This window comes from Sorangiineae bacterium MSr12523 (assembly GCA_037157775.1).
Lineage (GTDB): Bacteria > Myxococcota_A > Polyangia > Polyangiales > Polyangiaceae > Pendulispora > Pendulispora brunnea.
Genome location: CP089982.1, coordinates 2,661,586 through 2,688,231 on the forward strand (window position 1 = coordinate 2,661,586; position 26,646 = coordinate 2,688,231).

The 26,646-nt window shown below is 65.4% G+C and carries 23 protein-coding genes; 13 read left to right on the forward strand and 10 right to left on the reverse strand.

The window, feature by feature from the left end; translation table 11 throughout:
* Nucleotides 1-52 precede the first annotated feature (52 nt).
* The 6 genes from LZC95_10815 (at nucleotide 53) to LZC95_10840 (ending at nucleotide 6,656) form a co-directional block, all read left to right on the forward strand.
* Complete coding sequence (locus tag LZC95_10815; GenBank protein WXA97326.1) at nucleotides 53-229, forward strand: hypothetical protein; 177 nt, start codon at nucleotides 53-55, stop codon at nucleotides 227-229.
* A 174-nt stretch (nucleotides 230-403) separates the two neighbouring features.
* Entirely contained in the window at nucleotides 404-1,303 is a 900-nt protein-coding gene (locus LZC95_10820) for an ABC transporter ATP-binding protein (protein WXA97327.1), read from the forward strand.
* A gap of 6 nt (nucleotides 1,304-1,309) precedes the next feature.
* Nucleotides 1,310-2,629, forward strand: coding sequence for an ABC transporter permease (locus tag LZC95_10825; GenBank protein ID WXA97328.1), 1,320 nt, complete (start codon nucleotides 1,310-1,312; stop codon nucleotides 2,627-2,629).
* A 1-nt stretch (nucleotide 2,630) separates the two neighbouring features.
* Nucleotides 2,631-3,911 (forward strand): ABC transporter permease, encoded by a 1,281-nt coding sequence (locus tag LZC95_10830; GenBank protein WXA97329.1) that lies wholly within the window; start codon nucleotides 2,631-2,633, stop codon nucleotides 3,909-3,911.
* Nucleotides 3,912-3,931: 20 nt separating this feature from the next.
* Nucleotides 3,932-5,326 (forward strand): sigma-54 dependent transcriptional regulator, encoded by a 1,395-nt coding sequence (locus tag LZC95_10835; protein WXA97330.1) that lies wholly within the window; start codon nucleotides 3,932-3,934, stop codon nucleotides 5,324-5,326.
* Between the two features lies 1 nt (nucleotide 5,327).
* Entirely contained in the window at nucleotides 5,328-6,656 is a 1,329-nt protein-coding gene (locus LZC95_10840) for an ATP-binding protein (protein ID WXA97331.1), read from the forward strand.
* On the opposite strand, the gene LZC95_10845 is transcribed toward LZC95_10840, so the two are convergent.
* From LZC95_10845 to LZC95_10865, 5 genes are all read right to left on the reverse strand, one after another.
* The gene (locus tag LZC95_10845; GenBank protein ID WXA97332.1) at nucleotides 6,634-7,206 is read right to left on the reverse strand and encodes a bifunctional precorrin-2 dehydrogenase/sirohydrochlorin ferrochelatase; all 573 of its coding nucleotides are present in this window, start codon (nucleotides 7,204-7,206) and stop codon (nucleotides 6,634-6,636) included. The two genes, LZC95_10840 and LZC95_10845, sit on opposite strands and share 23 nt — an antisense overlap.
* Nucleotides 7,199-8,122: a site-specific DNA-methyltransferase gene (locus LZC95_10850; protein WXA97333.1), complete on the reverse strand. Its 924-nt coding sequence runs from the start codon at nucleotides 8,120-8,122 to the stop codon at nucleotides 7,199-7,201. The genes LZC95_10845 and LZC95_10850 overlap by 8 nt, the downstream gene beginning before the upstream one ends.
* Nucleotides 8,119-8,973, reverse strand: coding sequence for a penicillin-insensitive murein endopeptidase (locus LZC95_10855; GenBank protein ID WXA97334.1), 855 nt, complete (start codon nucleotides 8,971-8,973; stop codon nucleotides 8,119-8,121). The genes LZC95_10850 and LZC95_10855 overlap by 4 nt, the downstream gene beginning before the upstream one ends.
* A gap of 110 nt (nucleotides 8,974-9,083) precedes the next feature.
* Complete coding sequence (locus tag LZC95_10860) at nucleotides 9,084-11,777, reverse strand: 1-acyl-sn-glycerol-3-phosphate acyltransferase (protein ID WXA97335.1); 2,694 nt, start codon at nucleotides 11,775-11,777, stop codon at nucleotides 9,084-9,086.
* Between the two features lie 28 nt (nucleotides 11,778-11,805).
* Nucleotides 11,806-12,378, reverse strand: coding sequence for a hypothetical protein (locus LZC95_10865; protein ID WXA97336.1), 573 nt, complete (start codon nucleotides 12,376-12,378; stop codon nucleotides 11,806-11,808).
* 108 nt (nucleotides 12,379-12,486) lie between these two features.
* Here LZC95_10865 and mce point away from each other — a divergent pair, with 108 nt between their 5' ends.
* The 3 genes from mce to LZC95_10880 all read left to right on the forward strand — a co-directional run bounded on the left by mce (nucleotide 12,487) and on the right by LZC95_10880 (nucleotide 14,597).
* A complete protein-coding gene (gene mce / locus LZC95_10870; GenBank protein WXA97337.1) occupies nucleotides 12,487-12,903 on the forward strand; it encodes a methylmalonyl-CoA epimerase in 417 nt (138 codons plus the stop codon).
* Between the two features lie 255 nt (nucleotides 12,904-13,158).
* A complete protein-coding gene (locus LZC95_10875) occupies nucleotides 13,159-14,310 on the forward strand; it encodes a PEGA domain-containing protein (GenBank protein ID WXA97338.1) in 1,152 nt (383 codons plus the stop codon).
* 26 nt (nucleotides 14,311-14,336) lie between these two features.
* Nucleotides 14,337-14,597: a hypothetical protein gene (locus LZC95_10880; GenBank protein ID WXA97339.1), complete on the forward strand. Its 261-nt coding sequence runs from the start codon at nucleotides 14,337-14,339 to the stop codon at nucleotides 14,595-14,597.
* Nucleotides 14,598-14,667: 70 nt separating this feature from the next.
* On the opposite strand, the gene thrC is transcribed toward LZC95_10880, so the two are convergent.
* Genes thrC through LZC95_10895 form a run of 3 tightly spaced genes read right to left on the reverse strand, consistent with a single transcriptional unit; the run spans nucleotide 14,668 to nucleotide 18,314 of the window.
* Nucleotides 14,668-16,008 (reverse strand): threonine synthase, encoded by a 1,341-nt coding sequence (gene thrC / locus LZC95_10885; GenBank protein ID WXA97340.1) that lies wholly within the window; start codon nucleotides 16,006-16,008, stop codon nucleotides 14,668-14,670.
* The gene (locus LZC95_10890; GenBank protein ID WXA97341.1) at nucleotides 16,005-17,393 is read right to left on the reverse strand and encodes a putative metal-binding motif-containing protein; all 1,389 of its coding nucleotides are present in this window, start codon (nucleotides 17,391-17,393) and stop codon (nucleotides 16,005-16,007) included. Before LZC95_10890 ends, thrC begins: the two co-directional genes overlap by 4 nt.
* On the reverse strand, nucleotides 17,394-18,314 hold the full coding sequence (locus LZC95_10895; GenBank protein ID WXA97342.1) for a tetratricopeptide repeat protein: 921 nt from the start codon (nucleotides 18,312-18,314) through the stop codon (nucleotides 17,394-17,396).
* A 363-nt stretch (nucleotides 18,315-18,677) separates the two neighbouring features.
* On the opposite strand from LZC95_10895, the gene LZC95_10900 reads away from it, so the two are divergent.
* On the forward strand, nucleotides 18,678-19,088 hold the full coding sequence (locus LZC95_10900) for a hypothetical protein (GenBank protein WXA97343.1): 411 nt from the start codon (nucleotides 18,678-18,680) through the stop codon (nucleotides 19,086-19,088).
* A gap of 2 nt (nucleotides 19,089-19,090) precedes the next feature.
* Here LZC95_10900 and ung read toward each other — a convergent pair whose 3' ends face one another.
* Complete coding sequence (gene ung / locus LZC95_10905) at nucleotides 19,091-19,762, reverse strand: uracil-DNA glycosylase (protein WXA97344.1); 672 nt, start codon at nucleotides 19,760-19,762, stop codon at nucleotides 19,091-19,093.
* Nucleotides 19,763-19,784: 22 nt separating this feature from the next.
* Between ung and LZC95_10910 the strand changes: the two genes are divergently transcribed.
* Nucleotides 19,785-20,477 carry a copper homeostasis protein CutC gene (locus LZC95_10910; GenBank protein WXA97345.1) on the forward strand — a complete coding sequence of 231 codons (693 nt, stop codon included), beginning with the start codon at nucleotides 19,785-19,787 and terminating at the stop codon, nucleotides 20,475-20,477.
* Nucleotides 20,478-20,630: 153 nt separating this feature from the next.
* Here the strand turns inward: LZC95_10910 and LZC95_10915 are convergent, their stop codons facing one another.
* Nucleotides 20,631-21,986, reverse strand: a complete 1,356-nt coding sequence (locus LZC95_10915; protein WXA97346.1) for an MFS transporter — start codon at nucleotides 21,984-21,986, stop codon at nucleotides 20,631-20,633.
* 163 nt (nucleotides 21,987-22,149) lie between these two features.
* On the opposite strand from LZC95_10915, the gene LZC95_10920 reads away from it, so the two are divergent.
* Nucleotides 22,150-24,192 carry a molybdopterin oxidoreductase family protein gene (locus LZC95_10920; GenBank protein ID WXA97347.1) on the forward strand — a complete coding sequence of 681 codons (2,043 nt, stop codon included), beginning with the start codon at nucleotides 22,150-22,152 and terminating at the stop codon, nucleotides 24,190-24,192.
* Nucleotides 24,189-26,645, forward strand: a complete 2,457-nt coding sequence (gene nirB / locus LZC95_10925) for a nitrite reductase large subunit NirB (GenBank protein ID WXA97348.1) — start codon at nucleotides 24,189-24,191, stop codon at nucleotides 26,643-26,645. Before LZC95_10920 ends, nirB begins: the two co-directional genes overlap by 4 nt.
* The last annotated feature ends 1 nt before the right edge of the window (nucleotide 26,646 follow it).

Here is a 26,646-nt window from a genome sequence, read left to right on the forward strand (position 1 = left end):
GCAGCCTGAGAAGTCGATTGCAGATGAGGCCGATGAGGGCCGCAGGGACAGAATGAACGCCGAAGAGGCGGAACGCGCTCGTGAGCGCTTGTTCCTGGCATTCGAGCTCTACGCCGCCGGCGAGGCGATGATGAGCCAGAACTTGCGCCGTCGCCATCCCGCTGCCAGCGACGCCGAGATCGAAGAGCGTTTGCATCGCTGGCTCGAGTCGAGCGACTCGGAGCGATAAAGCGGCGTTTGCGCTCGGACGCCCTAAGCACTCTCGCGGACAGGTGTCCGGGGGTGACGGACAGTTGTCCGGCTGTGGGATGGCGGGTCCCGCGATTGGGACGTAATTATCGCGGGAACGCGGGAAAATGGCGCGAAAAGCGCGGGCACGGCCATTGCTGGAGGCCCGCGTATCATGAATCCGCGTAAGGGCGACCTCTATGTGATCGGCGCGATCATCGTGGCGGTGAGCCTCGTGTTCGCCATGCCCGCGGTGAGGCGCTGGGCGCGTGCCGATCTTGCGTATGCCGTGCAGACCTCGGGGCACCAGGGACGGTTGTCGTTCGAGCTGGGAAAAAGGAAACTCGTCGTCATGCTGCACATGACCCGCATCAAGAAGATCTATCGAACGGACCTGGTGGAGACGCACGCGCTGTCCGACCTTACGCTCCACGTGAAGGCCGGCGAGTTCGTCGCGGTGATGGGACCTTCGGGATCGGGCAAAACGACGTTTCTCAACATTGCGGGCCTGCTCGACAACTTCAATGAAGGCCAATACAGCCTCGATGGCCAAGACGTGAGTCGCCTGTCCGACGGCGAAATGTCGCGCATTCGAAATGAGAAGATTGGCTTCATCTTCCAAAGCTTCAACCTGATTCCCGATCTGGACGTCTTCGACAACGTCGACGTGCCCTTGCGCTATCGGCGCCTCCCGGCCTCCGAGCGAAAAGATCGCATCACGCGCGCCCTGGAGCAGGTGGGCCTTTCCTCGCGCACGCACCACTTGCCGTCGCAGCTCTCCGGCGGGCAGCAACAGCGCGTGGCCATCGCGCGCGTGCTCGCGGGCGATCCGAAGCTCATTTTGGCCGACGAGCCCACGGGCAATCTGGACTCGCTCATGACGCGCGAAATTCTCGACTTGCTCGAGCGCGCCAATGAACGAGGGACCACCATCGTCATGGTCACACATGGCGCCGAGTGCGCGGTGCGAGCGCACCGATTGGTTCACATCCTCGATGGGCGCGCCGTGGAGGTCGAGCGCGCGCCCTCGTTGGTGAAAGGTCAGGACTTGCGGCTCGCCGCCGCGGTGGGGTGAGCGCCCGTGCTCGGGTATCACCTCAAAATGGTGGTTCGCAGCCTGCGCCGCAGCCCGGGTTACGCGCTGCTCGTCATGGCGGGCGTCGCGCTCGGCGTTGCCGTGGCCACCATGTTCTCCACCGTGCGGCACACGTACGCCAAGGACCCGGTGCCGTCGAAATCGAGCGTGCTCTATTACGTGCGGCTCAATTCCTGGGATCCCGTCGTCCCGCACGAAGACGGGATCCCGCCGATGATCACGTACATGGACGCGATGGCCATCGTGAAGTCGAACATTCCCGTTCGACAGTCGCCCATGCTTCCGTCGGAGCTCATCGTCTCCCGCGACGACGATCGCAGCCATCCGAAGCGCGAGTCGGCGCGTTTGTGCTTTGGCGATTTCTTCGCCATGTTCAACGTGCCCTTCAAATATGGCGCGGCCTGGGACCGCAAGGCCGACGATGGGCTCGAACCCGTGGTCGTCTTGAACCAGGAAATCAACGAGCGCCTTTTTGGAGGTAGCAACAGCGTTGGAAAGCACTTGTTCATCGAGGGGCGTACCTTCCGTGTCGTCGGCGTCTTGGATCGATGGTCACCCACCATCCGCGCCTACGATCTGACGGTGGTCGACAAGGCCACGGCGCCACCCGAGTCCATCTACATGCCGTTCCACTTCCTGCGTCCGATGCAGCTGCGAAGCTCGGGGGCGTACCACGGGTGGAAAGTCGAACCGGCACCCGGTTACGAAGGCGTCCTCGCCTCGGAAACCTGTTGGTTCCAAATGTGGGTCGAGCTTGCGACCAAAAAGGACGTCGACTCGTACAAGCGATTCCTCGACGACTACGCCATGGGGCAGCGTAAGGTCGGCCGCTTTCTCGCGCGCATGGACAATCGCGTGACGCCGCTCCTCCATTGGATGATGGAACGGCAGGGGATACCGCCCGAAACGGACGCGATGACGCTCGTCGCGGTCCTTTTCTTCGTCGTGTGCTCGATGAACTTGATGGGCGTGCTCATGGCAAAGTTTCTCGCCCGGGCACCGCAGCTCGGTGTGCAGCGCGCGTTGGGGGCCAGCAAACGCGACATCTTCTTTCAGCTCGTCCTGGAGTGCGAAATCATCGCCCTTGCAGGAGGCATCGTCGGCGTCGTGCTGGCGGCCCTCGCGCTCATTGGGGTCAACCATTATGCGGAGGACATTTTCTATCGAAACGATCTCTTTCAGATCGACTGGTCGATGTTGTGGTTTGCCATCATCAGCTCCCTCGTCGCCGGATTGATCGCGGGGGTGTATCCCGCCTACCGCATCTGCCGCGTACCACCGTCCGCCTACCTTCGGCTGCAGTGACATGGATATCGATGTCGGCCCCATTTTTCGTGCGATGCTCCGGCACAAGGTCAAATTTGGCCTCATCGTGGTGGAGATTGCCTTGACCGTGGCCATCATGGCCAACAGCGCGTCGATGATCCTGCAGGCGCGCCGTGACCTGCGGATCCCCTCGGGCTTCGACGACGAGAATCTCGTCTCGGTCGTCGGGCGGCCGCTCGATCGAACGCTAACCGACCAAACGCGGATCAACGAGATGCTGCGCGAAGATCGCGAGAAGATTCGCACGATGCCCGGCGTCCGCGCGCTCGTCAACACGTACATGACTCCTTGGAGCTCGTACGGTCTCAATACCAGCTTGGTGCAGGCAGAAGGGGGCTCGGGGGAGTTCATTCGCGTGCAGATGTATCCGACCGACGAAGGACTGCTCGACACGCTGCAGGTGTCCCTCATCGAAGGACGCATGTTCACCCCGGAGGAAATCGACGAGTCGACCCGGCGCATGTACGCCGTGGAGATGAGTGAGCGCAAACCCGACGGCAGTCTCGCCATCACCTTCGACACCGACGTCATCGTCTCGGAGGCCTTTGCCCGGCGCGCGTTCGGCGAGCCGCCTTGGGTTGGGAGGACCTTCGTCGAAAGCGACCGGTCACGCTCACGTGTCGTGGGCGTAATCGATCGCTTTTACAAGCCGTACATCAACAAACACTCGCCCGTTTCCCAGTATGCTTCCTTCCATCCCTATCGCCTGGCGAGCCCGTACGCGAATGCTCGATTTCTGATTCGAACGGAGCCGGGGCGCGCGGCCGAGGTGGCGGATGCGCTTCCCGCGCGATTGTGGCGCCCCGATCAGGCCCGTGAAATCAAGGCCAAGACGATCTCGTATATCCATTATATGTATTTTGGTCCGCAGCGGCTGGTGGCCGGATCCATGGCCGTCGTGAACGTGCTCCTCGTGCTCGTGACCGCCCTCGGGGTGGCCGGGCTCACCTCGTTCTCGGTGACGGAGCGCACGCGCCAGATTGGTACGCGGCGCGCCCTGGGGGCCACGGCGGGGACCATCGTGCGGTACTTCTTGGTCGAGACATCGCTCGTCACGAGCACGGGCCTCGTCCTTGGCGCCATGTTCGCGGTGGTCCTGAACATGGCGGTGCTTTCGCTGATCGAAGGTCAAGCGAAACTCGATTTCGCGTTCCTGGCACTCAGCATGGTCCTGCTTTGGGTCGTAGGGCTCGTTTCCGCGATTTCGCCGGCCATGCGCGGCGCGCGGATTTCTCCGGCTGTGGCAACGCGGAATATTTAGCGAAGGGAGATCGTGAGAACATGCGCGTGATGAAGGTCCTGATCGTCGAAGACCAGCTTGCGGTGGCCAAGGCGCTCCAGGTTCTTCTCGAGGTGAACGATCTCGAGGCGGTGATTGCGAAGAATCCCGAAGAGGCCATCGAATGCGTCGAACGCGACGACGTCGGGGTGGTCATCCAGGATATGAACTTCAGTGAGGGCGCCACCACCGGAGCGGAAGGACTCGCGCTCTTTCGCCGGCTGCGAACGCTCGATCCGGAGTTGCCCGTGCTGGCCATGACGGCGTGGTCGTCGCTCGAGTCGGCGGTGGAAATGGTGAAGGCCGGGGCCGCGGACTACCTGGCCAAGCCGTGGGACGACGACAAGCTGGTCGCATCGGTGAAAAACCTGCTGCGCCTGCGCGAACTCGCTTTGGAGAATGCGCGCCTGCAGCACGAAAAGGCGTTTGCGCGCGAGGAGCTCGCCCGCAAGTACGAGCTTTGCGGCGTCGTGTACCGAAGTGCGGCGATGCACCGGGTGGTGTCGCTCGCAGGTCAGGTGGCGTCGGCCGACGTGCCGGTGCTCATCACGGGGCCCAATGGGGCTGGAAAAGAGATGATCGCGGAAATATTGCACGCGAACTCCCGCCGGCGCGCGGCGCCGTTCATCAAAGTGAACGCGGGGGCGCTGCCCGATGACCTTCTCGAGGCGGAGCTTTTCGGCGCGGAGCAAGGCGCGTTCACCGGATCGACCAAGCGGCGCGTGGGCCGCTTCGAGGCGGCGCATGGCGGGACGCTGTTTCTAGACGAGATTGGCAATCTCTCTTTGGCAGGGCAAATGAAGCTTCTGCGCGCCGTGCAGCGCGGGGAGTTCGAGCGTCTCGGTTCGAGCGAGACGCGCAAGGTGGACGTGCGCATCGTGGCCGCGACCAACGCCGACCTGCGCGCGGCCATTGCCAAGGGCACCTTTCGGGAGGACTTGCTCTTCCGCCTCAACGTGATCGAAATCGAGGTGCCGGCGTTGCGCGAGCGTCGAGAGGACGTGTTGCCCCTGGCCATCGAGTTTCTCGCGCGCGGGCAATCGCAGGGAAAACCGAAGCCGCTTTCCCTCGAGGCCCGGGCCGCGCTCACCGAGTATGCGTGGCCCGGCAATGTGCGCGAGCTGATGAACCGCATCCAGCGTGCGAGCATCGTGGCCACCGGGCCCGAGATCAGTGCGGAGGATTTGGGGCTCGCGTGCGCCGAACCCGCCGCGGCCGCCGAACCGGCGGAGCCTTCGTCCGAAGGATCGAGCGAGCGGCGCGAGCTGGAGCTTTTGCTTCGCGAATGCGATGGCATGATCTCGCGGGTGGCGGCGCGGCTCGGGATCAGCCGTCAGGCGCTCTACCGCCGCATGCAGCGGCTCGGTATCGTCTTGGAGCGACGCTTCAAGGGATGAAATGAGTCTTTCGTCGAGGTTTACCACCATTGCGCTGACGGGGGTCGCGGTGACGGCAATGGTGGCAGCGTACGTGGCCCGCCGGTGGCCGCAGTCGAATCTCGTGCTCTGGGCGCCGTTTGCCGCCGGTGGCCTTTTCACGTTGGTGGCCATGGGCACCGCGGCGGGCTCGGTGCGGCGCACGCTCACGGCGCTCGCGGACGGGGTTCGAGGCTTTCAGGCGTCCGACTTCAGCCTGCGATTGGCCGTCGATCGCGACGACGAAATTGGCGAGCTTCTGCGCCTCTACAACAAGCTGGCCGATGCCATGCGCGAGGAGCGGCGCGAAGTCTTTCAGCGCGAGCTGCTGCTCGACACGTTGCTGCAGGGCGCGCCGGTGGCGACCATCCTGACCTCGGAGGCCGGTCGCGTGGTCTTCTCCAACCGCGCGGCGCGCGAGTACCTCGGTGGGGGCAAGCGGCTCGAGGAAAAGCGCTGGGACGATATTCTCGCGGCGTGCCCCAAGGCGCTGCGCGAAGGGCTGCTCGCCTCCGAGGACGTGCTTTTCAAGTCCCCCGACGAACAGGGCGACGAGACATTCCGCGCCACGCGGCGCTCGTTCCAGATCAACGCGCAGACGCACACGCTCTTCACCGTGGAGCGACTCACCCCGGAGCTTCGCCGCCGGGAGGTGGAGGTGTGGAAGAACGCGATCCGCGTGATCAACCACGAGTTGAACAACTCGCTGGCGCCGATTCAATCCTTGGTCCACTCCGGACGGCGTGTGCTGGAGCGTCCGCAGCATGCGGGGCGCCTGGTGGAGATCTTCCAGGCCGTCGAGGAGCGCGTGAAGCACTTGGCAGCGTTCCTGGATGCCTACGCGAAGGTCGCCAAGGTGCCGCGGCCGCAGCGCCAAGAGGTGGAGTGGGAGGAGTTCCTGGCGGAGGTGCAGCGCATCAGCCCCTTCCGGCTGGAGGGAAAGCCTCCGCACCGCACCGGATTTTTCGATCCGGGGCTCTTGCAGCAGGTGCTCATCAATCTGCTCAAGAATGCGCGCGAATCGGGCAGCGGTGCGGAAGAGGTGGCCGTGAGCCTCGATGGAACCCTCGACGGCGGCATCGTGCTGCGCGTGCTCGATCGCGGGCGCGGCATGGAGCCCGATGCCCTTTCGCAGGCGCACCTGCCGTTCTACACGTCCAAGCCCACGGGCACCGGGGTGGGGCTTGCACTCTGCAACGAAATCGTCGAGGCCCACGGCGGCCGGCTTCGGCTGGAAAATCGCAACGGCGGAGGGCTCGTGGCCACGTGCCGCTTGCCGGGCCGCGGGGTTATTTCGTCGCGCGAGCCTTGAAGGAGCGCACCAGCTCGGCGAAGCGTGAGCCCATGGGCGCACCTTCGGCGCGCCAGCGTGTCCGCAGTTCGCGGGCGGCGCGTACCCAGTGATCCTCGGGGAGGACCTGCTCGACGAGCTCGCGCACCAGGCGGGTGAGGGCAGGGGCTTGCCCCGACGACGAGATGGCCACCACGAACGGATCGCGCCGCACCACCGAGCTGGAAATCGCGGAGCCGTGCTTGGGATCGTCGACCGCGAGCACGAAGATGCGTCGGCGCTCGGCCTCCTGAAAGACGCGCTTGGCGACGCCGCGGGCGCCGGTGGCGGAGACGGCGAGCCACGCGCCCTCGAGATCGGCCTCGGTGAAGGCGCGCGCGTGGTGCGTGAGGGCGCCCTCCTTGGCGAGCGCGCGCAGCCGCTTGGTCGCCCGCGGGGCCACGAGGCGAACCCGGGCACCCGCCGAGACGAGGTCCTCGACTTTTTTCTCGGCCACCGAGCCGGCGCCGACGACGAGGACCTCGCGGTCCTGCACGTGAAGAAACAATGGATACAAGTTTCGCTCAGCCATGGCCGTCCTGCACGGTTACGGAGATGTTCGCGTCCGACAATCGCTGACGGGTGGTGGCAATGGCAAGCTCGCTCATATCGGACCCGACCGCACGCCGTCCCAGCGTCGCGGCCGCATGCAACGTGGTGCCCGACCCACAGAACGGATCGAGCACCAGCGACCCCTCCACGCTGGACGCGCGCACGATGCGCTCGAGCAACTTGAGCGGCTTTTGCGTGGGGTAGCCCGTGCTCTCCTTGCGCAGCGGCGTGTTGGCGACCATGGCCGGGCAGTCGCTCCATACGCTGCCCAGCGCGCGCCCTTGGTCCGCGTAATAGCGGTACGTCTTACCGCCCAAGGTGCGCTCGCGGAACGAGCGACCGTGTTCGTCGGTGTTCTTGAAGTGCATCGCGAGGCTGGTGGAGGCGAACGGCGCACGCAAGGCCGGATCGTGTGCATTCCACACGTATTCCTTGCCCCGCGTGTAGAGCAGGATCGTCTGATGGCTCATGCCCGGGCCGCGCCTCTTTTTGCTGCCGTTTCCCGGGATCCAGATGACCTCGCCCAAGAACGACGGGCGCCCGAAAACGCGATCGCACGCCACCTTGGCCTCGTGCACCGCGCGCTGATCGAGGTGAAGCCAGAGGGTGCCTTGGAGCGAGAGTACGCTGCGAACGCGATCGAGGCGCACTTCGAGCCACGCGAGGTACGCCTCCAAGGAAGGCCAGCGATCGTGGTAGGCAACCTCGCCCGATTCGCGGTTCAAGGTCGTTCCCGGCGCCTCGGCGCGCGCACGAAAGGTGACGCCGACGGCAAACGGAGGATCGAGGTACGCGAGGTCGACGCTTTCCTTGGCGACGTGTTGGCCGATGTCGAGGGCGTCGCCTCGTATGAGTCGGACCTGGCCCGGCTCGGCGTTGGCACAGGGCTCCATCATGGCGCGGCGGCTGCCGAGCGGGCGGGGACTCCGGCGGCTTGGAGCGGGCGACTCAACTCGGCGGCGAGCTCCGCGTCGCTCGCTTCGGCCGGCGGCGGCGGTGCATCCAGCGGCCCCTCGAGCCATGCGCGTACGGGGCCGAACGGCTCGCACCCGTGAGCGACTTCCTCGCTCGTGCACGTCGTGCGCACGTGGGTGTGGTCGTCGTGCAGACCGCCGGGGGAACGCGGCTGCCACATCACCTCGAAGGCGCGCGCAATGAGCTCGGGCGATTCGCCCGAGGCGCGCGCCCACTGAATGACCCGCGCTTTGACGTAACGGTGCACGAAGATCCACTGGATGTGCGCCTCCGGATCTTCGATCAACGCCTTCACCAGCAGCCACTCGCGCTCTTCGTCGAGGCGGTAAAAGCGTTTCTTCTTCTTGTCGAAAGCGAGGCCATCGGGGCCATATTGAATGAAGTTGGGGCTCGCCACCGGAACGCCGTCCAACGTCGTGGCGTAGAGCAGAAGGTCCGCATCGCGCCCATTGCGGTGGGAGAAATGCGGCATGAGCGTACCCCCTTTGGCCTTCGAGAGATCTCCGAAGACCAGGACGGCGCCGGGGCGCTGCTCCTCCACCTGCGCGGCCGCGCGCATCAGCGCCTTCGCGAAACGCGGTGTGGCGTAGTGGCGGTCGTTGTCGCGCAAAAACCGGTAGCCGGGGCCCTCCTCCGGGATCTCCATCGAGCCGGTGAGCACTCCGCGGTGGGTCATGCCGATGCTGCCCTCGAGCGCGGGGTAAAGAGGAGACGGCGCCCGCCCGCAGCCAACCAGCACCCACGCGAGCACACCGACACCGAGACTCCTCACCCAGAACAATGTAGCAGCTCTTTTCCCGCTCCCGCTCCCCCTCCCGCTCCCGATCTTCCTCAGCACCCTTCGGGAGCGGGAGCGGGATCGGGAGGGGGGAGAGAAAAATGTCACGCCGACTCGAGGAAGCCGGCGATGCGTGCCTCGACGGTGCGGACCGCGTCGGCCGTGGCGTACGATTCGGCGAGCTTCAACTTACCGTCGAGTCGGGTGAGGTAACCCTGGTCGACGAAGGACGAGAAGGCGTTTTCCATGAGCGGCGCGCTGATGGCCTCGCGTCGTTCGATTTCGCCGGCGAGGTAGAGCCGCTCGCCCACGGCGATGGCACGCTTGGTGAGGTCCTTCGGCGCGAGCGGACCTTTGAGCAGCGCCGCAAGTCCCCGGGCAGCCACCCGGTAGCCTTCGACGAAGTTTCGCAACATGCTCTTGTAGAGCATCACGCGCCTTCGTCCTTCGTCGCTGCCGAAGCGCACGAACATGCCCTCGCTGGCCAGCTCGCCGTCGGTGATCATCTCGGCCAAGGTCTCGTCGAAAATCTGGTCGAACGAGGCGTCGGCTCGGAACTGGAACTCGTACTTGAACAAGCGCGAGAGCGAGAGCACGCGCTGCTTGAGCCCTTCGCGGCTCGGCGGGCCACCCAGCAGGGCCGTGGCCACCATCGCGCGCGAGACGAAGAAGTGCACCAAGATGTTCTTCGCCAGATCGAGCGAGAGCCGCGCTTCGTCGGGCACCACGAAAATCGTGTCGGTCCCATGCCGCGCGAGCCCGAGTTGTTCGTCGGGGTGTACCTCGCGACCGGGCAGGCGCACGGTCACGTGCCCCGCGCGCACGAACAGTGCGCACGCCTCGCGGATGGCCTCCTCCGAGATGGCCACCTGCCCATTGCCGTTGCCGCGCCGGCTCGGAACGATGTGCGGTGGCGTGAGGTTCGCCGAAAAGCGCGCGCCGAAGCAGTGGAGGATGCGCGCCAGGCGGCGGCAGCTCTCGATCAACTCGGCCTGGGGCATGCCGCGCTTGTCGTGCGTGAGGAGCGCCGCGGCGACCAAGGCGCCGGCGGTCACCGCGGTCACGCGGTTGATCTCGTTCATCACGCGGTAGGCGACGCGCGTGACCACGGCCCTCCGTCGTGCGGGGCTGAGCGTTCCCGTCGAGGAGGGCGCCGCATCGCCGTTCTTGGCGCGATGGTGCTCTTCGTCTTCGCGCAGCACCGTTTCCAAGGACAGCGGCTCGCCGAATTGCACGCTGATGCGCCCGTAGCGCTGCAGGAGCACGCTGAAGGCCCCGAGGAAGCCGCGCATGTCCTCTTTTTGCTTTTCGCCGCCGGAGAGCTCGTGCACGTACGACTTTTCCTCGGGCACACGCTCGTAGCCAATCGAGATGGGGCAGAAGAAGATCTGCCGCGGTCGCACACCCAGCGCCGCATCCACGGCCAGCGAGAGCAATCCCACTTTCGGCGGGAGCAGCTTGCCCGTGCGCGAGCGGCCGCCCTCCATGAAAAACTCGAGCGAAAAGCCGTCGATGATCAACCGGCGGATGTACGCGTCGACCACCGCGCTGTAGAGCCGATCCCCCTTGAAATTGCGCCGGATGAAGAACGCACCCGCGCGCCGCAGGATGGGACCCACGGGGAAGAAGTTGAGATTCTCTCCCGCCGCGATGATCGGTAATTGCAAATGATGCGTATACAGAACGTACGCCAATACGATGTAGTCGATATGCGATTTGTGGCTCGGTAGCAAAACCACCGTGCCCTCGCGCATGGCCTTGCGCAGCCGCTCGATGCCCGGCTGATCGACCTCCAGGGCGCCGAACATGCGCGGCAAAAGCTGCTCGACGGTGACGTCGAGTGCCGCGATGGTGCCCATGTCCAGATCGGCCTCCATCTCGCGCAGCATGGACATCGCGCGCAGGGTGAGCACCTGCCGCTCCGCCTCGCCCGGGCCGGCCATGTCGTAGATGACCTTTTTCAGCTTGGGGCTGCGCACCACCTCTTCGCGCATGCGATCCGGTGGCTTCTTCGTCGGGCCGATGACCGAGCGGCGCTCGCGCTCGAGCCTTCGCAGCAGGGTGTACGTCATGCGCCGGACCAAGACGTCGTCCGAAACGGGGCCATGGCCATTCTGCGCGGCCGCCTCGTTGGCGAGGAACGCCTTCACGTCCACGGGCTCGCCCGCGCGCAGGGTGACGTTCTTGTAGTTCGAGAGGAACTGCGCCAACGTTCGCACTTTGCCGGGCCACTCACGCGGGCCCAGCACGGCGTCGACCATGTTGTGCTGCGCGGCGTCGGGCTGCTTGGACCAGACGAAGACCTGCGGCACCAGCAAAATGGGCCGCTCCGTTTCCCGCTGCATCTCGAACAAGGTGCGCATGTATGCGTCACCTTCGATTTGACCGCGCCCGCTGCTTCGCGTGGAGGCGCGTGCCACCAGCGAGGGCGGTCGCTTGAGAAAGAGCGCGGCCGACGAGCCGTCGCGGATCACGCGGCGCAGATCGCGCGCGTCTTCCTCGTCTTTGCGGCGGCCGAGGGCGCTCAGCCAGCCGCGGCCCATGGGCTCGAGCACCCAGAGGCCGAGATCGTTGGCGAAGCGAACCTGGGGCAGGTGAAGGCGCTTGATGAGATGGTCGAGCGCGAGGAAGTCCAAAAAGGACAGATTGCGCAGCACGTAGACCACCGTGCCGCGCCGATCGGCCTCGCGGACCGCAGCGGCCCATGCCTCGTCGACCTCGATGTGGTCGAAGAACCGATGATAGAGCCAGCCAAGTAGGGCATTCGGCTCGTACGCAACGAGGGGACGCTCGCTCAAGACAGTGCGCCTTTCTTCGCTTCGATCTTTAGCCGCCGAAGGACTTCTTCATGACTTCGACGATGCGCTTGGACGCGTCCGGCGTAAGGCCGACCTTGGCGCCGAAGGGCCACGCGAAGCCGAATGTGCGTACCTGATTGCACGAGAGCGACACCAGGATATCCGCAGGCGGCTGATTGATTTGACCAATCGAGACGCCAAATTCGGCGTACATGCAATTTTCCCGCGGCGTATCGAAGTTCTTTTCGGTGCCGAAGATGCTGAGCACCTCTTCGTGCAGGCTCTTCGTTCCAATGTTCATCGATCCGAGAATGCGGAAGTCGTGGAAGCGAGGAACGTTCTGCTGCGGGGGCGGGGCGGCGGCGCCTCCCGGCAAGAGACCGGGCGGCAGGAGGCCCGGCGGCAATAGCGCGGCACCCGCGCTCACCCACGATTGAATTTGCGGCGGCAGTTGGAATCCGGTGGGCGCGTTCGGCGTGGCGGCCGCGGGGGGCTCGAAGTTCTGGAGGCGGAATGCGGTTATCGGCGCCTGCTCCATCTTGTCGAAAGGTTGGGCGAGGCTCGGGCCACACCCCTCGGCGCAGGCAAGCATGAGGAACATGGCAGATGCTTTCGTCCAGCGCGACCGAACAAGCGAAACGATCATTGTAGCCTCCTCGTATAAATAAGGGCTGCGCGTCACGATAGACGAGGTAGGCTGCCGTCCGCCATGGCCTTTACCTTCAAGAAGATCGACCACGTGGGCGTTTGTGTCGCAGACATCGACCAAGCGGCCGAGAACTACCTCTCGGCGTTGGGGCTCGTGGCGGTCGACCGGGAGCTGGTCGCGTCCCAGAAGACGGACGTGTGCTTTTTACGCTTCCCAGATGGAGGGGGCGACGCCAGCGTGGAGCTCATCAGTCCGCAAGGTAACGATGGCCTGGAGAAATTTCTGACCAAACGAGGGGCCGGACTCCATCACGTCGCGTTCGAGGTCGAGGACATCGTGCAGGCACTGGCGGAGCTCAAAGAGAAAGGGGTCGCTCTCATCGATGAGACCCCCCGCATCGGCGCCCGAGGTCACAAGGTCGCGTTCATCCATCCAAAGGCCATGGGCGGCGTCCTCGTGGAACTCGTTCAACACTGACGCGACGGTCGCGAACTTGTCCGAATCTAGAACTTTTCGGTACAGTCGAACCACGGCGGCAATACAATCCCGGCGAGGCCCGCGCGATGCTCGATTCGGCCGATGAGGATCGCATCGATGTTTCGTTCGACCCTTCGGCCTGCACGTTCGTTTGATTCGAAAAGCTGACTTTGATCAGCGAAGTTCGTAAATCGCTCTATGGCTCGCCGTCGAGCTTGTGTAAGTTGCGGCGAAACTTGCGGAGAGTGAAAACCAATGAGACCTGATGGCGCGAACATGGATGGAACCGCGCGGTACCGCCGATGGATGGGCGTTGGTGCGCGCGTTGGCGTTTTAGCGGGCGCAATCTGCCTGATTCAAAGTGCAGCGTACGCGCAGCAGCCTCCCGGCGGCGCGCCTGCACAAGCGAAGCCCGCCGCCACGAAGCCCGCTCCAGGTGGCGCCGCCGGAGCGACGGCTCCAGGTGGGGCCGCCGCCGCCAAACCCAATTTGGCCGAGGCAAAGAAGCAGTATCAAACCGGCGAGGCCAAGTTCAAAGAAGGCGATTACGCCACGGCGCTCGCAGCGTTCCAGGCGTCCGATGCGATCAAGGCGTCGCCGCAGAATGCGCGCTACATCGCCCTGTCGCAGGACAAACTCGGCCAGTACCCGGAGGCGGTCGCCGCCTACGAGCGGTTCCTCGCCGAGGTGCCTGCGAACATGAAGAAGGACGGGGAGGCGGCGACCGCGCGCGTGGCCGAGATCAAAGCGCTCCCCGGAAAGGTTCACGTGGAGTCGCTGCCGGCGAGTGCCCAGCTCACGGTCGATGGCAAGCCGGCCGCTTCGCCGACCCCGGCCGATCTCGACCTTCCGCCTGGCAAGCACGCCCTCCATGTCGCGGCCGATGGCTACCTCGCCAAGGATCAGGACATCGAGGTTGCGTATGGCTCGAAGCAGGATGTGAAGGTGGAGCTCGAGGCGGTTCCCCCTCCTCCGCCGCCGCCTCCAGCCCCGGTGGCCGAGGCCCCGCCGCCCCCGCCGCCGGAAACTCCGGCGCCCGCGCCGCGCAGCAAGGTCCCCGCGTTCGTCACGGGCGGTGTCGCGCTTGCCGCGGCCGGCGTCGGTACGGTCTTCGGCATCATGGCGCTGAGCGACAAGAGCGACTTCGACAAGAACCCGACGGCCTCCAAGGCCGACGACGGCGAGAATCACGCGCTCATCGCGGACATGGCCATCGGCGTCGCGATCACGCTGGGCATCACCAGCGCGGTTCTCTTCTTCAGCGCCGAGGAGCCGGCGGCGAAGCCCGCCGCAAAAGCTGCTCCGCGTAAGTTGGTGGCCGCCCCGAAGGCGCCGCCCGTCACCATTCGGCCGACGCCGATTGTCACCCCCCACGGCGGCGGCGCTGGCGCGCTGATTCGCTTCTGATCTGCCCGCGCTCGAGGACGACCACGATGAACAAGATGATGCTGAAACGCTTTGCCTTGCTCGTGCCCTTCGTTGCCGCGATGATCGTTGCGGGCTGCGAAATCGCGGTGGACTTCGATCGAACGAAGATCCCCGTGGAAGATAGCGGCGCGCAGGACACCGGGCTACCGGACAACTTCGTGCCCGCCGACACCGGGACCGACACGGGGACGGATTCCGGCACCGACTCGGGAACGGACTCCGGCACCGATGCCGGCGACGCCGGGACCGACGCCGACGCGAGCTGATTCGCCCGCGTCCGATCGAAAAACGAAGCGCACGCGTTCGAACCGCGTGCGCTTCGTTATGTGCGCTGCTTCACGTCGCGGCTTTGGCCGAGAGCTCTTGCAGCGTGGTGGCGATGCGCTCCACGTCGGCGGGCAACGTGATGGGCAGGTTGGCCCGCCGCGGGCTCACGTCGGCCAGCGTCTTCTCGTGGTAGCCGAGTTTGAACTCGGTGAACTTGAGGCCATTCGCCGTGGAGACCACCACGACGCGGTCGTTCGAACCAATGAGGCCGCGCTCGCGTAGCTTGAAGGTGCACGCGAGGGCCACGCCCGTGTGCGGATCCGTGTAGAGCCCCGTGCGATCGGCGCGGGCGCAGGCGTCGGCCAATTCGTCCTCGCTGGCTTGCTCGACGACACCGTTCATCGCCTTCAAGGCCGCCATGGCGCGCGGTGCGCTCACCGGGTTGCCGATTTGAATCGCGCTCGCGTGGCTCTTCTTGGCCGCGATGGGTTCGACCTTTTCCTGGCCGGCCACGAAGGCGCGGTACATCGGATTGGCATTCTCGGCCTGCGCCACGCAGAGGCGCGGCAGTTTGTTGGTCAGCCCGAGGTCGACCATCATGCGGAAGCCCGCGTAGAGCGCGGCGGCGTTCCCGAGATTGCCGCTGGGGAGCACGACCCAATCGGGCACCTCCCACTCGAGCTGCTGCGTGAGCTCGACGCCCACGGTCTTCTGCCCCTCGATGCGGAGCGGATTCATCGAGTTGGCCAGGTAGATCAGCCCGCGCTTGGCGAGCTCGCGGATGACGGCCATGCAGCCGTCGAAGTCCGTCTCCAGTGCCAGCACCGTGGCGCCGTGCGCGAGCGGTTGCACGAGCTGCGCCGGTGAGACGAGGCCGCGCGGCAAGAGCACGACCACCGGGAGACCCGCGATGGCTCCGTACGCCGCCAGCGACGCCGAGGTATCACCGGTGCTTGCGCATGCAATGACCCGCGTGTTGTGCGCACCCGTGGCCAGCGCCCAACGGAGCACGCTCACGAGGACCGTCATGCCGAGGTCCTTGAACGAGCCCGTGTGCGCGTTTCCGCACTGCTTCACGTACAGCTCGGGAACGCCGATTTCCGCGCCGAGCCGGCGCGCGTGAAAGAGGTTCGTCGCGCCCTCGTAGGTGGAGACGATGAGATCGTCCGGCACCTGCGGCGCGATCCATTCGCGCTTGCCCCAGACGCCCGAGCCATACGGGAACTCGTGCCCGCGGTAGCGCAGATCGAACAGCTCTTTCCACTGACGCGGGCTGCGATCGCGCAGGGCCTCGATATCATGGTGCACCTCGAGAAGGCCATCGCACGTGGGGCAGCGGTAGATCGCTTCGGTGAGGGCGTGGGTACCAGGGCAACCAGAGAAGCAGCGAAATTGGGCTCGGTAGGTCATGGAGAGATGGGTGTAACGGGGGTGGAAACGGCGGAGGCGATGGCCGGCCGGATGCAGCGCAGATAGTAGCGGCTATTTCCGCTGTCGTACGGCCTGCATGCCATGTTCTTCGGACAATCGGCATCGGTGCCGCAAATGTCCGAGCAGTATTTCTTGCCGGTGCTGTCGAGGAAGCAGTGCCCGCCGACGCAGTCGCCATCGACGACGCAGCCGTCGCCGGTCTGGATGCCGCCTTTCTTGTCGACCGCCACGCAAGCCGCGCTCACCTGGCTCTGCTGTCGCGGTGTGACGTTGTCGCAGATCGCATTGGCGCCGCAATCGTTCGAGTTGCGGCACGGTTTCCGGCAGGCCGGGTTCGTGTCGCAGACGCCTTCGCCGCACGGCGGGCAGCTCCCGAGCCCGAGCAAGCCACAACCGGCGCTGGCCTCGCATCGGCCCCCCTCGACGGCGGCGTTGTCCACGGGAACGCCGCAGGCGAGGGCCCAGTTCGTCTGGCTCGTCGTGGCCCCGCGCACGGCCATCGCGCGGCATTTGGTGCCGCTGGCGCATTGGTCGGACCTGCAGCACGTGTCCTGGCAGCGACCGTCGGAGCAGATCCCCGAGCGGCACTGCGCATTCTGCTGGCAGATGTCGCCGCCGCTGGTCGTCCCCAAGCTGGGGCGCGCGATGGCGCCGCCGCGCACGCAGTAGTTGCCGCCGGTGCCGGCGGCCAAGCACACGAAGTCCGTCGGGCAGTCGCTGCTCCAGCAACATGGCTTCGAGCAGATGCCATCGGCCTGGACCACGGCGCTGCCGAGCTGGTTGGCGTCCGCGCAGAACGTACCCGTCGTGCATTCGGCCGTAGCCCGGCACTTGTCGCCGAGCTTCGCCGACTCTTTCACGACGCAGATGCGCGTGCCCAGATCGCATACCTGGGGCGGAGAGCAGCTGCCTGGGGTGCAGCCGCCGGGCTGGCAAGCCTTCTTCTCCGGGGCGCAGGTCTCGCCGCGCGGGCACGGATCGTCGACGATGCCGTCGCAGTTGTTGTCCTTCCCGTTGCATTGCAGCGGGGCATTCGGATGCCGATCCGGATCGGTGTCGTCGCAGTCCGCCTCGATCAGCGCGGTGCCGGTGTCGTTGGGGTGCCCGCAGAGGAAGTAGCCGTCGCCATCCTTGTCCGTCGTCTCACACTCGCTGACGGTGCAGTTGCCGTTGATGCACGGGATGCACTTCGAATTGAAACAGCGCTGCCCTTGCGGGCATATGCCGCCATCGAAGTTGCCATCGCAGCTCCAGCCGCCGGGCGGGTCGGCCGTGATGATGGCCTCGCAGCCACCAGAGGCGAGGAGAAGCACCATACCGAGCAAGACGACCAGGGCCGAAACCAAGAAGCGACGAAAGGCCATTCAGAACGTCACGCGCCAAAAGGCGCTGCCTCCTTGGACGGTGACCTCGCTGCCCTTTGGATGCTTCGTACGTGCGAAGTAAAGGACGAGCGTGGCCACCGCGCCGACCGCGCCCACGGCGAATCCGATGTCGGCGATTTGCGCGCTCTTGTGCGCGTCATCTGCCTTTCGTGTCAGGTCGTCGTAGGTGCCATCGCGGCCCGTCGTGAAGCTGTCGCTGGGGCGATCGTTCATCGCCTTGATGCCAAAGTAGGTGCCCACGCCGATGCCGGCGAGCGCAACCACGGCGGTCGAGACGGTCAGCGCATCGATGCGGCCGTACTCGATCTTCACCTTCTTCTCTTTGACGATGTACTCCGTCTTGGGCGGCGGCGGCTTCGGTCGTGTTCGTTCGAGCTCGGCCTTCGCGCCCTCGAGGCGGCGTTGGGTGGTCTCGGCACGCGAGCGTTCGGTCGCGTCCAGGTCCATCTTCATATAGGTCTGCATGTGCTCGAGCGCGGCATCGATGCGCCCCAGCTTCTCGTTGACCAAGATCAGGTTGTAGACGAGGTCCTTCGCCGTCGGGTCCAGCTTGTGGGCGGCCTCGAGCTCACCGATGGCCTCGGTATAGCTGCCCTGCTGATACAGTTCTCGCGCACGCTTGAAGTGCTGCTGCGCTTTGGCGGCCGTTTCCGGCTCGGGCCCGCCGGTGCCGTTGCTTCCGGAGGCTGTGGCGGTCGACCCGGCTGGCGGTGTGCTCGTCGTCCCGTTCGCGCCCGAGCTGCCGCTAGCACTTCCCGTCGGCGCCGGTTTTCCTGCCGTCGACGACGGGGAGGAAGGCCGTTTGCGTTGCGCGAACGCCGGGGCAGGGGTGCTGGCGATGGCCAGGGCGAGAAGGACGGAAGTTTTCCGTACCCACTCCATCTTAAGCTTGGTCAGCATAGCGTACCCGCTCGTTTCTGGGAGCTGAGGAAATCGTGCCTCGGTCTTCGGACCTGTGTAAGACGCGTCGGTTGCACGCGTTGTTCGATTACTATGATGGCGTCGCGGTCGTTTTTCTTTCTCGCGGTAGTCGGATCTTTGTTGGCCTGCACCACCACGCGCCAAGCCCGCGCGGACGAAGCGACGGTGTCGGTCGGGCCACCAGGACACGGCTACACACACGGACGCTTTGCGCGACCCCCGGACCCACCGATTGCGACGTATGCGTACTCGGTCGATGCTCACGGTGAAAGCGAGCCCCCCGCGTCGGTGGAACGCGATGTCTACCGTTCACCGTTTCGCCTTCAACTCGGACCCGCGGCAATGACGACCGGTCGCGGTCTCGGCATGGGGCTCGGCGTGGGGGCGGACTTCGGACGAGGTACGGTGGGCGCTCGTCTTGCCGCCGCGTGGCTGCGCGGCGAACGGCAGAGCGATGACACAGGGATCGGTCAGTACACAGGAGAGCTCACGCTCGACTTGAACAAGCGGGGGCAGGTCCATCCGGTGTTCGGCGTGGGCTTCGGTGTGGCACGCGTCAACAAGCCGGAAGGAAGCGGCAACGTCGGCATCGGCATCGCGCGCTTCGGGCTCGAGTACTCGCTCGGCCTCGAGGACACCGACGTGCGCCTCGGCGGCGGCATCACCGGCGTGCTTCCCGGCCCGGCCGATCGCGAGGTGTCCGACGTGAAGCCGTACGCGCTCGTGGGCGCGAACGTGGCGATCGGCTTTTGAGCCTACGGAAGCGTCCACTCGACGGGCGGGCGGCCCATTTGCGTGAGCAAGTCGTTGATCTTCGAATACGGGCGGCTGCCGAAGAAGCCCGTGTGCGCGGAGAGCGGCGAAGGGTGAACACCTTCGAGCACGCGATGGCGTGAAGCATCGACCAGCGACTTTTTCTTCTTTGCGTGCGCACCCCAGAGAACGAACACCGAGGGCGCGCATCGTTCGCTGGCCGTGCGGATGATGGCATCGGTGAGCTTTTCCCAGCCTTTGCCTTTGTGCGAGTTGGCTTCGCCCTCGCGCACGGTGAGCACCGTATTGAGGAGGAGCACGCCTTGTTTCGCCCAGGGCACGAGCGAGCCGCTGGTTGGCGCCGGGCACCCGATGTCGGCGGCGAGCTCCTTGAACATGTTGACCAAGGATGGCGGCGGCCGGATGCCTTGGCGGACGCTGAACGCGAGGCCTTCGGCTTGCCCGGGGCCATGATACGGATCCTGCCCGACGAGAATGACCTTCACGTCGTCGAGCGGCGTGTGTTCGAGCGCCGCGAACACGTCGACCTCGGGCGGATACACGGGCCCGCGCGCGCGTTCCCCCTCGACGAAGGTGCACAGTTCGGTGAACCAGGATGCACTTCGCTCACGGGAGAGGGCTTCGAGCCACGCTTTCGGAATTGACGCCGCCATCGTGCGATGAAATATCGCACGCATGGCGCGCGATTTGTCTCGGCCTCTGCTCGAAATCATTTCCATCGATGCCGTCGATGCGCGCCAGGCGGTTCTCGGCGGTGCCGATCGCCTCGAGCTCGTCAGCGGGATGGAGGTCGCCGGGCTAAACCCCTCGGTGGAAACCTTCCGCGCTGTGCGAGACGCCGTCTCCGTGCCCGTCCGCGTGATGATCCGACTTCAAGGCGGCTTTTCCTCCGGCGGCCCCGCCGGTGTCGATGCGCTGGTGGCCTCGGCGGAGGCTCTTCGTCGGGCCGGGGCAGACCAATTCGTCCTCGGTTGGCTGGACGACCACGGCCACGTCGACCTCGACGCCGTCCGTGCGGTGGTTTCCCACCTCGATGGCTGCCCCTGGACATTCCACAAAGCCATCGACCACGCCACCAACCGCGACGCCGTCTACGACGCCATCGGCAACCTCCCAGGCCTCGACACCGTGCTCACCTCGGGCGGCCCCGAAGTTTCACTGGACGTACTCATCTCCGAATCGAGGCGCGAGCGCGCCTGCGATGGCCCCGAGATCCTCGCCGGCGGCGGCCTCCGCGTAGAGCACCTGGCGCCCCTTCTCGCGGGCGGCGTCACCGCATTTCACTTCGGAAGCGCGGCACGGCCGGGCGGCTCCTGGTCCGCCCCCGTTTCCGCGGACCTCGTGCGCGGGCTGCGCGATCGACTCTAAAGAAGAGAAAACCGCCAGGGCGCCAAAAGAGAGGCGCCAGGATCGCCAGGGGAACCAACACTCAACCCTGATTTTGGGTTTATTGCAGGTTCCGGTGGCAACCCTGGCGTCCTGGCGGTTTCCTTCTTCTGTTGGTGAGGTGCGTTCGATGCCTCACACGTTGGCCGCGCCTAAACTGCCGGGGCGGCGGTAGTACCACCAGGTGGCGGCGATGCAGGTGCAGTAGAAGAGGCCGAAGAACGCGAGGGCCGTGCCGGGGCCGTGGGTGGCTCGGATGGAGGCGCCGAAGGCTTGCGGGATGAAGTAGCCGCCCAGCGCGCCGATGGCGGAGGTGAAGCCGAGCACGGCGGCGCTGTCGCGGCGGGCGCGGAGCATCGCGAGATCGGGGTGCTCGGGGTCGGCCTGCAATGCTTCGGCGCGGAAGATGACCGGGATCATGCGGAAGGTGGAGCCGTTGCCGAAGCCCGTGGTGATGAACAAGACGAGGAAGGTCATGAGGAACCCGGGGAGATTGCCCGTCGCGACAAAGTAGACGACGCCCACGGTGGCGAGGCCCATCGCGATGAAGTTCCAGAAGGTGACCCGGGCGCCGCCGACCTTGTCGGCGATCAGACCGCCGAGCGGGCGGGCGACGGAGCCGACCAAGGGGCCGACGAAGGCCAGGTTCGTCGAGACGTCCGGGAATTGCGTTTTGAGGAGCAGCGGGAACGCCGCCGAATATCCGACGAACGACCCGAAGGTGCCGATGTAAAGCCACGCCATGACCCACGTGTGCTTCCGCTTTGCGATGGCGACCTGATCGCGGAAGGGCGATTTGGCGACCCGCAGGTTGTTCATGAAGGCGACAGCCCCGAACGTCGCCAAGGCGATCAGCGGCATCCACATGAAGCCCGCGTTGGCCAGGTGAATGCCGCCGCCGATGCCAATGGCGATGGGCGTGAGCAATTGAACGCTGCTCACGCCGACGTTGCCGCCCGCGGCGTTCAAGCCGAGCGCGAACCCCTTCTTCTTGTCCGGATAGAAGAAGGAGATGTTGGCCATGCTCGAGGCGAAGTTCCCTCCGCCGAGGCCCGCGGTCGAGGCGGCGAGCGCCATCATCCAAAATGGCGTGGCGGGCTGCTTGACGAGCGTCACCAGCAACGTCGTGGGAACGAAGAGCAGCAGCGCGCTGACGATGGTCCAGTTGCGCCCACCAAACTTGGGGACGGCGAACGTATAAGGAAAGCGCATCATCGCGCCCACGAGCCCTGGAAGCGCCACCAAGAGAAACAGCTGATCAGTCGTGTACGCGAATCCCACTTTGGGGAGGCGTGTGGCCACCACGCTCCACATCAGCCAAACGGAGAATCCAATGTTCTCCGCCAGGATGGACCAAATCAGATTTCGTCGTGCAATGCGCTCCCCGGTCCGTTGCCAGAATGTTTCGTCCTCGGGATTCCATTCTTCGATCCAGCGAGAACCGCGCGCAGGCACCACGAGCTCTTGGGTCGCTTCGAAGCTCGTCGTCATGACTATTCTCCCAACTTGGAGAAACATGCAGGTGCAATGTTTCGACAATGTTTTGCGCGTGTTTCTCGGCTACGCGGTGCGTCTATTTTAAATAACACGTCGCGTTGCAAATGAAACGGCCGCGAAACAAACAATGTCGTATCTCAATTAATGAATGATCGGGGTGAAGACGCACTGTCCCTATTGCGCGCTGCAATGCGGAATGCGCATTTCGGGTACTCCCGAGGCGCCGCGCATCGAGGGCGATCCCGATTTTCCGACCAACCGAGGCACGTTGTGCATCAAGGGTTGGTCGTCGGGCGTGACCCTCGCGCACTCCGAGAGGCTCACCACACCGCTGGTGCGCAACGTGCGCGGCTTCCTCGAGCCGGCAAGTTGGGACGAAGCCATCGCGCGCACCGTCGAGGGCTTTCGCGAAGCGCGTGAGCGTGGCGGCGCCGATGCCGTCGGCGTGTTCGGTAGCGGCTCGCTCACCAACGAGAAGGCGTACTACCTGGGCAAGTTCGCGCGCGTGGCGCTCGGCACGCGCATGATCGATTACAACGGCCGCTTTTGCATGTCGTCGGCGGCGGCAGCCTCGAACAAGGCGCTGGGCGTAGACCGCGGGCTGCCGTTTCCTCTCGCCGACATCGCTCAGGCGGACGCGATTCTCCTCGTGGGCAGCAACCTGGCGGAGACCATGCCGCCGCTCACGCAGTACTTCGAGGCGCAGCGGGCGCGCGGTGGAAAGCTCATCGTCGTCGACCCGCGCCGCTCGTCCACCGCGCTCACCGCGGATCTGCATCTGCGCCTCGCGCCCGGAAGCGATGCGGCGGTGGCCAATGGCCTCTTGCACCTGCTCGTGCGCGCCGGTGCCGTCGATGCGAAATACATCCGCGAACGGACGGAGGGCTACGAGGCCGTGCGCGCGGTGGTCGCCAGCTATTGGCCCGAGCGCGTGGAGTCCCTCGCGGGGGTGCCCCAGGCCGATCTCGTGCGGGCCGCGCAGATTATGGCCCAGGCCGAGACCGTGATGGTGCTGACCGGGCGCGGGCCCGAGCAGCAGTCGCATGGCGTGGAGAACGCGCTTTCGTACATCAATTTGGCCCTGGCCATGGGCATGGTCGGCAAGCGCAATGCCGGCTACGGCTGTCTCACCGGCCAAGGCAATGGACAAGGTGGGAGGGAGCACGGCCAGAAGGCCGACCAGCTGCCCGGCTACCGCCGCATCGACGACCCGGCTGCCCGCGCGCACGTGGCCGCCGTGTGGGGCGTCGATCCGGAGTCGATCCCCGGCGCGGGCAAATCCGCGTACGAGATGCTCGACGCGATTGGCGAGCCCGAGGGCATTCACGCGCTGTTCGTGATGGGCTCGAACCCCGTGGTCTCCGCGCCCAATGCGCGGCGGGTCGAAGCGCGCTTGCGCGAGCTGAAGTTTCTCGCCGTCTCCGACTTTTTCCGCTCCGAGACAGCGGACATCGCCGACGTGGTCTTCCCCGCGGCGCAGTGGGCGGAGGAATCCGGTACCACGACGAACGTCGAGGGCCGCGTCATCCTGCGGCGTCGCGTTTTCGATCCGCCGCCGGGCGTGCGCACCGACTTGGACATTCTGTGCACGCTGGCCGCAGGTCTGGGCAAGGGCGAGCTTTTCCCCTCGAGCGACCCCGAACGAGTCTTCGCCGAGTTGTGCCGCGCGAGCGCGGGCGGGCCGGCGGACTACTCGTCCCTCAGCTATCCCGAGCTCGATGCCCGCGACGGCGTGCACTGGGGCGGTGAGCGGCTCTTCCAAGAGCGATTTCCGACGCCCAGCGGGCGCGCGCGCTTTCACGTCGTTCATGACGTGCACCCCGCCGAAGAGCCCAACGAGTCGTACCCGCTCTACCTCACCACCGGGCGCGTGCTGGCGCAGTACCAATCGGGCACGCAAACGCGGCGCGTGCCCGCGCTGGCGAAGGTTAGTCCCGAGCCGCAGGCGGAAATGCACCCGCTGCAGGCCCGCCGCCATGGTCTCTCCGATGGCGATGCCGTCACCTTGGCCACACGGCGCGGGCGTGCGCGCTTCATCGTCAAGGTGACGCCCCACATCCGCGAAGACACGGTCTTCGTTCCGTTTCACTGGGGCGGAGCTGCCTCGGCCAACAACCTTACCCAGGATGCGCTCGATCCGACGAGCCGCATGCCTGAGTTCAAAGTCTGCGCAGTGCGAATCATGGAGACGAAGACATGAAAAGGAAACTCGTTGTCATTGGGAATGGCATGGCCGGCGCCCGCTTGGTCGAGGAGATCCTTCTTCGCGGGGGCGGCGAGCGGTTCGAAATTGTCATGTTCGGCGATGAGCCGTACGGCAATTACAATCGTATTTTGCTCTCCAACGTGCTCGCGGGCGCGCACGACCCGAAGGACATCTTCATCAATCCTCTGCGCTGGTACGAAGACAACCACGTGAAGCTTCACGCCGGTGTGCGCGTGGCCTCCGTGGATCGCGCGGCGCGCCTCGTGCACGGCGACAATGGCGTGGTCGAATCGTACGACGACCTGGTGTTCGCGATGGGCAGCTCGGCCTTCGTGCCCCGTATGGACGGTATCGAGAAGAACGGCGTCTTCGTGTTTCGCACCCTCGACGACTGCGACTCGATCATCAAGTACACCGAGGGTCGCAAGACGGCGGCGGTCATCGGCGGCGGCCTGCTCGGACTCGAGGCGGCGCGCGGCTTGATGGAGCGCGGGATGAAAGTCCACGTGGTTCACTTGATGAACCACCTCATGGAGGTGCAGCTCGATCGGATGGCCGGTTCCATCTTGCGAAGCACCTTGGTGCGCATGGGCCTTCAGGTTCACTTGGAGAAGGCGACCTGTGAGATCACGGGCAACGGAAGCGTCACGGGATTGCGCTTCAAAGATGGCGGCACCCTCGATTGCGACATGGTGGTCATCTCCGCCGGCATTCGCCCGAACACGCAATTGGCCAAGGAGGCCGGCCTCACCGTGGCGCGCGGCATCGTGGTGGGCGACGATCTCGCAACGCCCGACGACCCGAACGTGTTCGCCATCGGCGAATGCTCCGAGCACGACGGAAAGACCTACGGCTTGGTCGCGCCGCTCTGGGATCAGGCGCGCGTGCTCGCCGAGCGCCTCTCCGCGCGCAGGCCTCAGGCCACGTACCACGGCTCCAAAATCGCGACGAAGCTGAAGGTGATGGGCGTCGACCTCGCCGTCATGGGCGATCGCGAAAGCTCGGGCCCCGACGACGAAGAGGTCACCTACGCCGAGGCCAAGCGCGGCGTGTACAAGAAGGTCATCGTTCGCGACGGGCGCATCGTCGGCGCCATTCTGCTGGGCGATCCGGCGGCTGCCCCGGGCCTGGTGCAGGCCTTCGATCGCGGTGTCGAGGTGCCCGACAATCGCGCCGAGCTGCTCTTCCAGCTGGACGCGGGCGCGGCCAACACGACGCGCATCGAGGATCTGCCCGACGATACACAGATTTGCAATTGCAACGGCGTCTCGAAGGGCGACATCCTCGACGCCGTCAAAAAGGGCTGCCGCTCGCTCAAGGTGCTCTGCGACACCACGCGCGCGGGCATGGGCTGCGGCACCTGCAAGAAGCAGGTGGAAACCCTGCTCGAGTTCGGGGCGGGCGATTCCAAGGTGGAGGACCCCTCGGTGCACTACTACGTGCCCGGCGTGCCCCTGCCCAAGCCGGACCTGGTGGAGGAGATCCGCGCGCGCGGATTGAAGAGCGTCTCCGCGGTCTTTCGCGAGCTCGCCGATGGCAAGGAAGATCCGGGGAGCAAGCCCGGGCTGGCGTCGCTTCTGAAGACGCTCTGGGGCAAGGACTACGTCGACGAACGCGACGCGCGCTTCATCAACGACCGCGTGCACGCGAACATCCAGCGCGATGCCACCTTCAGCGTCATTCCGCGCATTTACGGAGGCGTCACGACCGCCGACCAGCTTCGTGCCATCGCCGATGCTGCCGACAAGTACGACGCCAAAATGGTGAAGATCACCGGCGGCCAGCGCATCGACCTCCTGGGCATCAAAAAGGAAGACCTCCCCAACGTGTGGCGCGACCTCGGCATGCCGTCGGGGCACGCGTACTCGAAGGCGTTTCGTACCTGCAAGACGTGCGTGGGCAGCGAGTTTTGCCGCTATGGCGTGGGGCATAGCACGGAGCTCGGCATCAAAATCGAGGAGCGCTTCCAAGGCATCGAGTCACCGCACAAGATGAAGCTCGCGACCGCCGGCTGCCCGCGCAATTGCTCGGAGGCCACCACCAAGGACATCGGCGCGGTGGCCATCGAGGGAGGGCTCTGGGAGATCTACGTCGGGGGCGCGGCCGGCTCGCGGGTGCGCAAGGGCGACATCCTCTGCACCGTGGGCTCGCAGGAAGAGGTGCTGCTCTACACGGGGCGCTTCATGCAGTACTACCGCGAGAACGGGAAGTACCTCGAGCGCACGTACGACTTCATCGAGCGCGTGGGCATCGACAAGGTGCGCGCGGTGGTGGTGGACGACGCGGAGGGCATCGCTGAGCGGCTCGATGCGGCGATGCAGGCCTCGGTCGACGCGTACGTGGACCCGTGGAAGGAGACCCCGCACGAGACCCAATTCTCCGAGTCCCTCGAGCCGCAAGGCCAGCTCGTGCAGCTTCGAACGGCGCGTGCCGTGGGAGAGAGGTAGT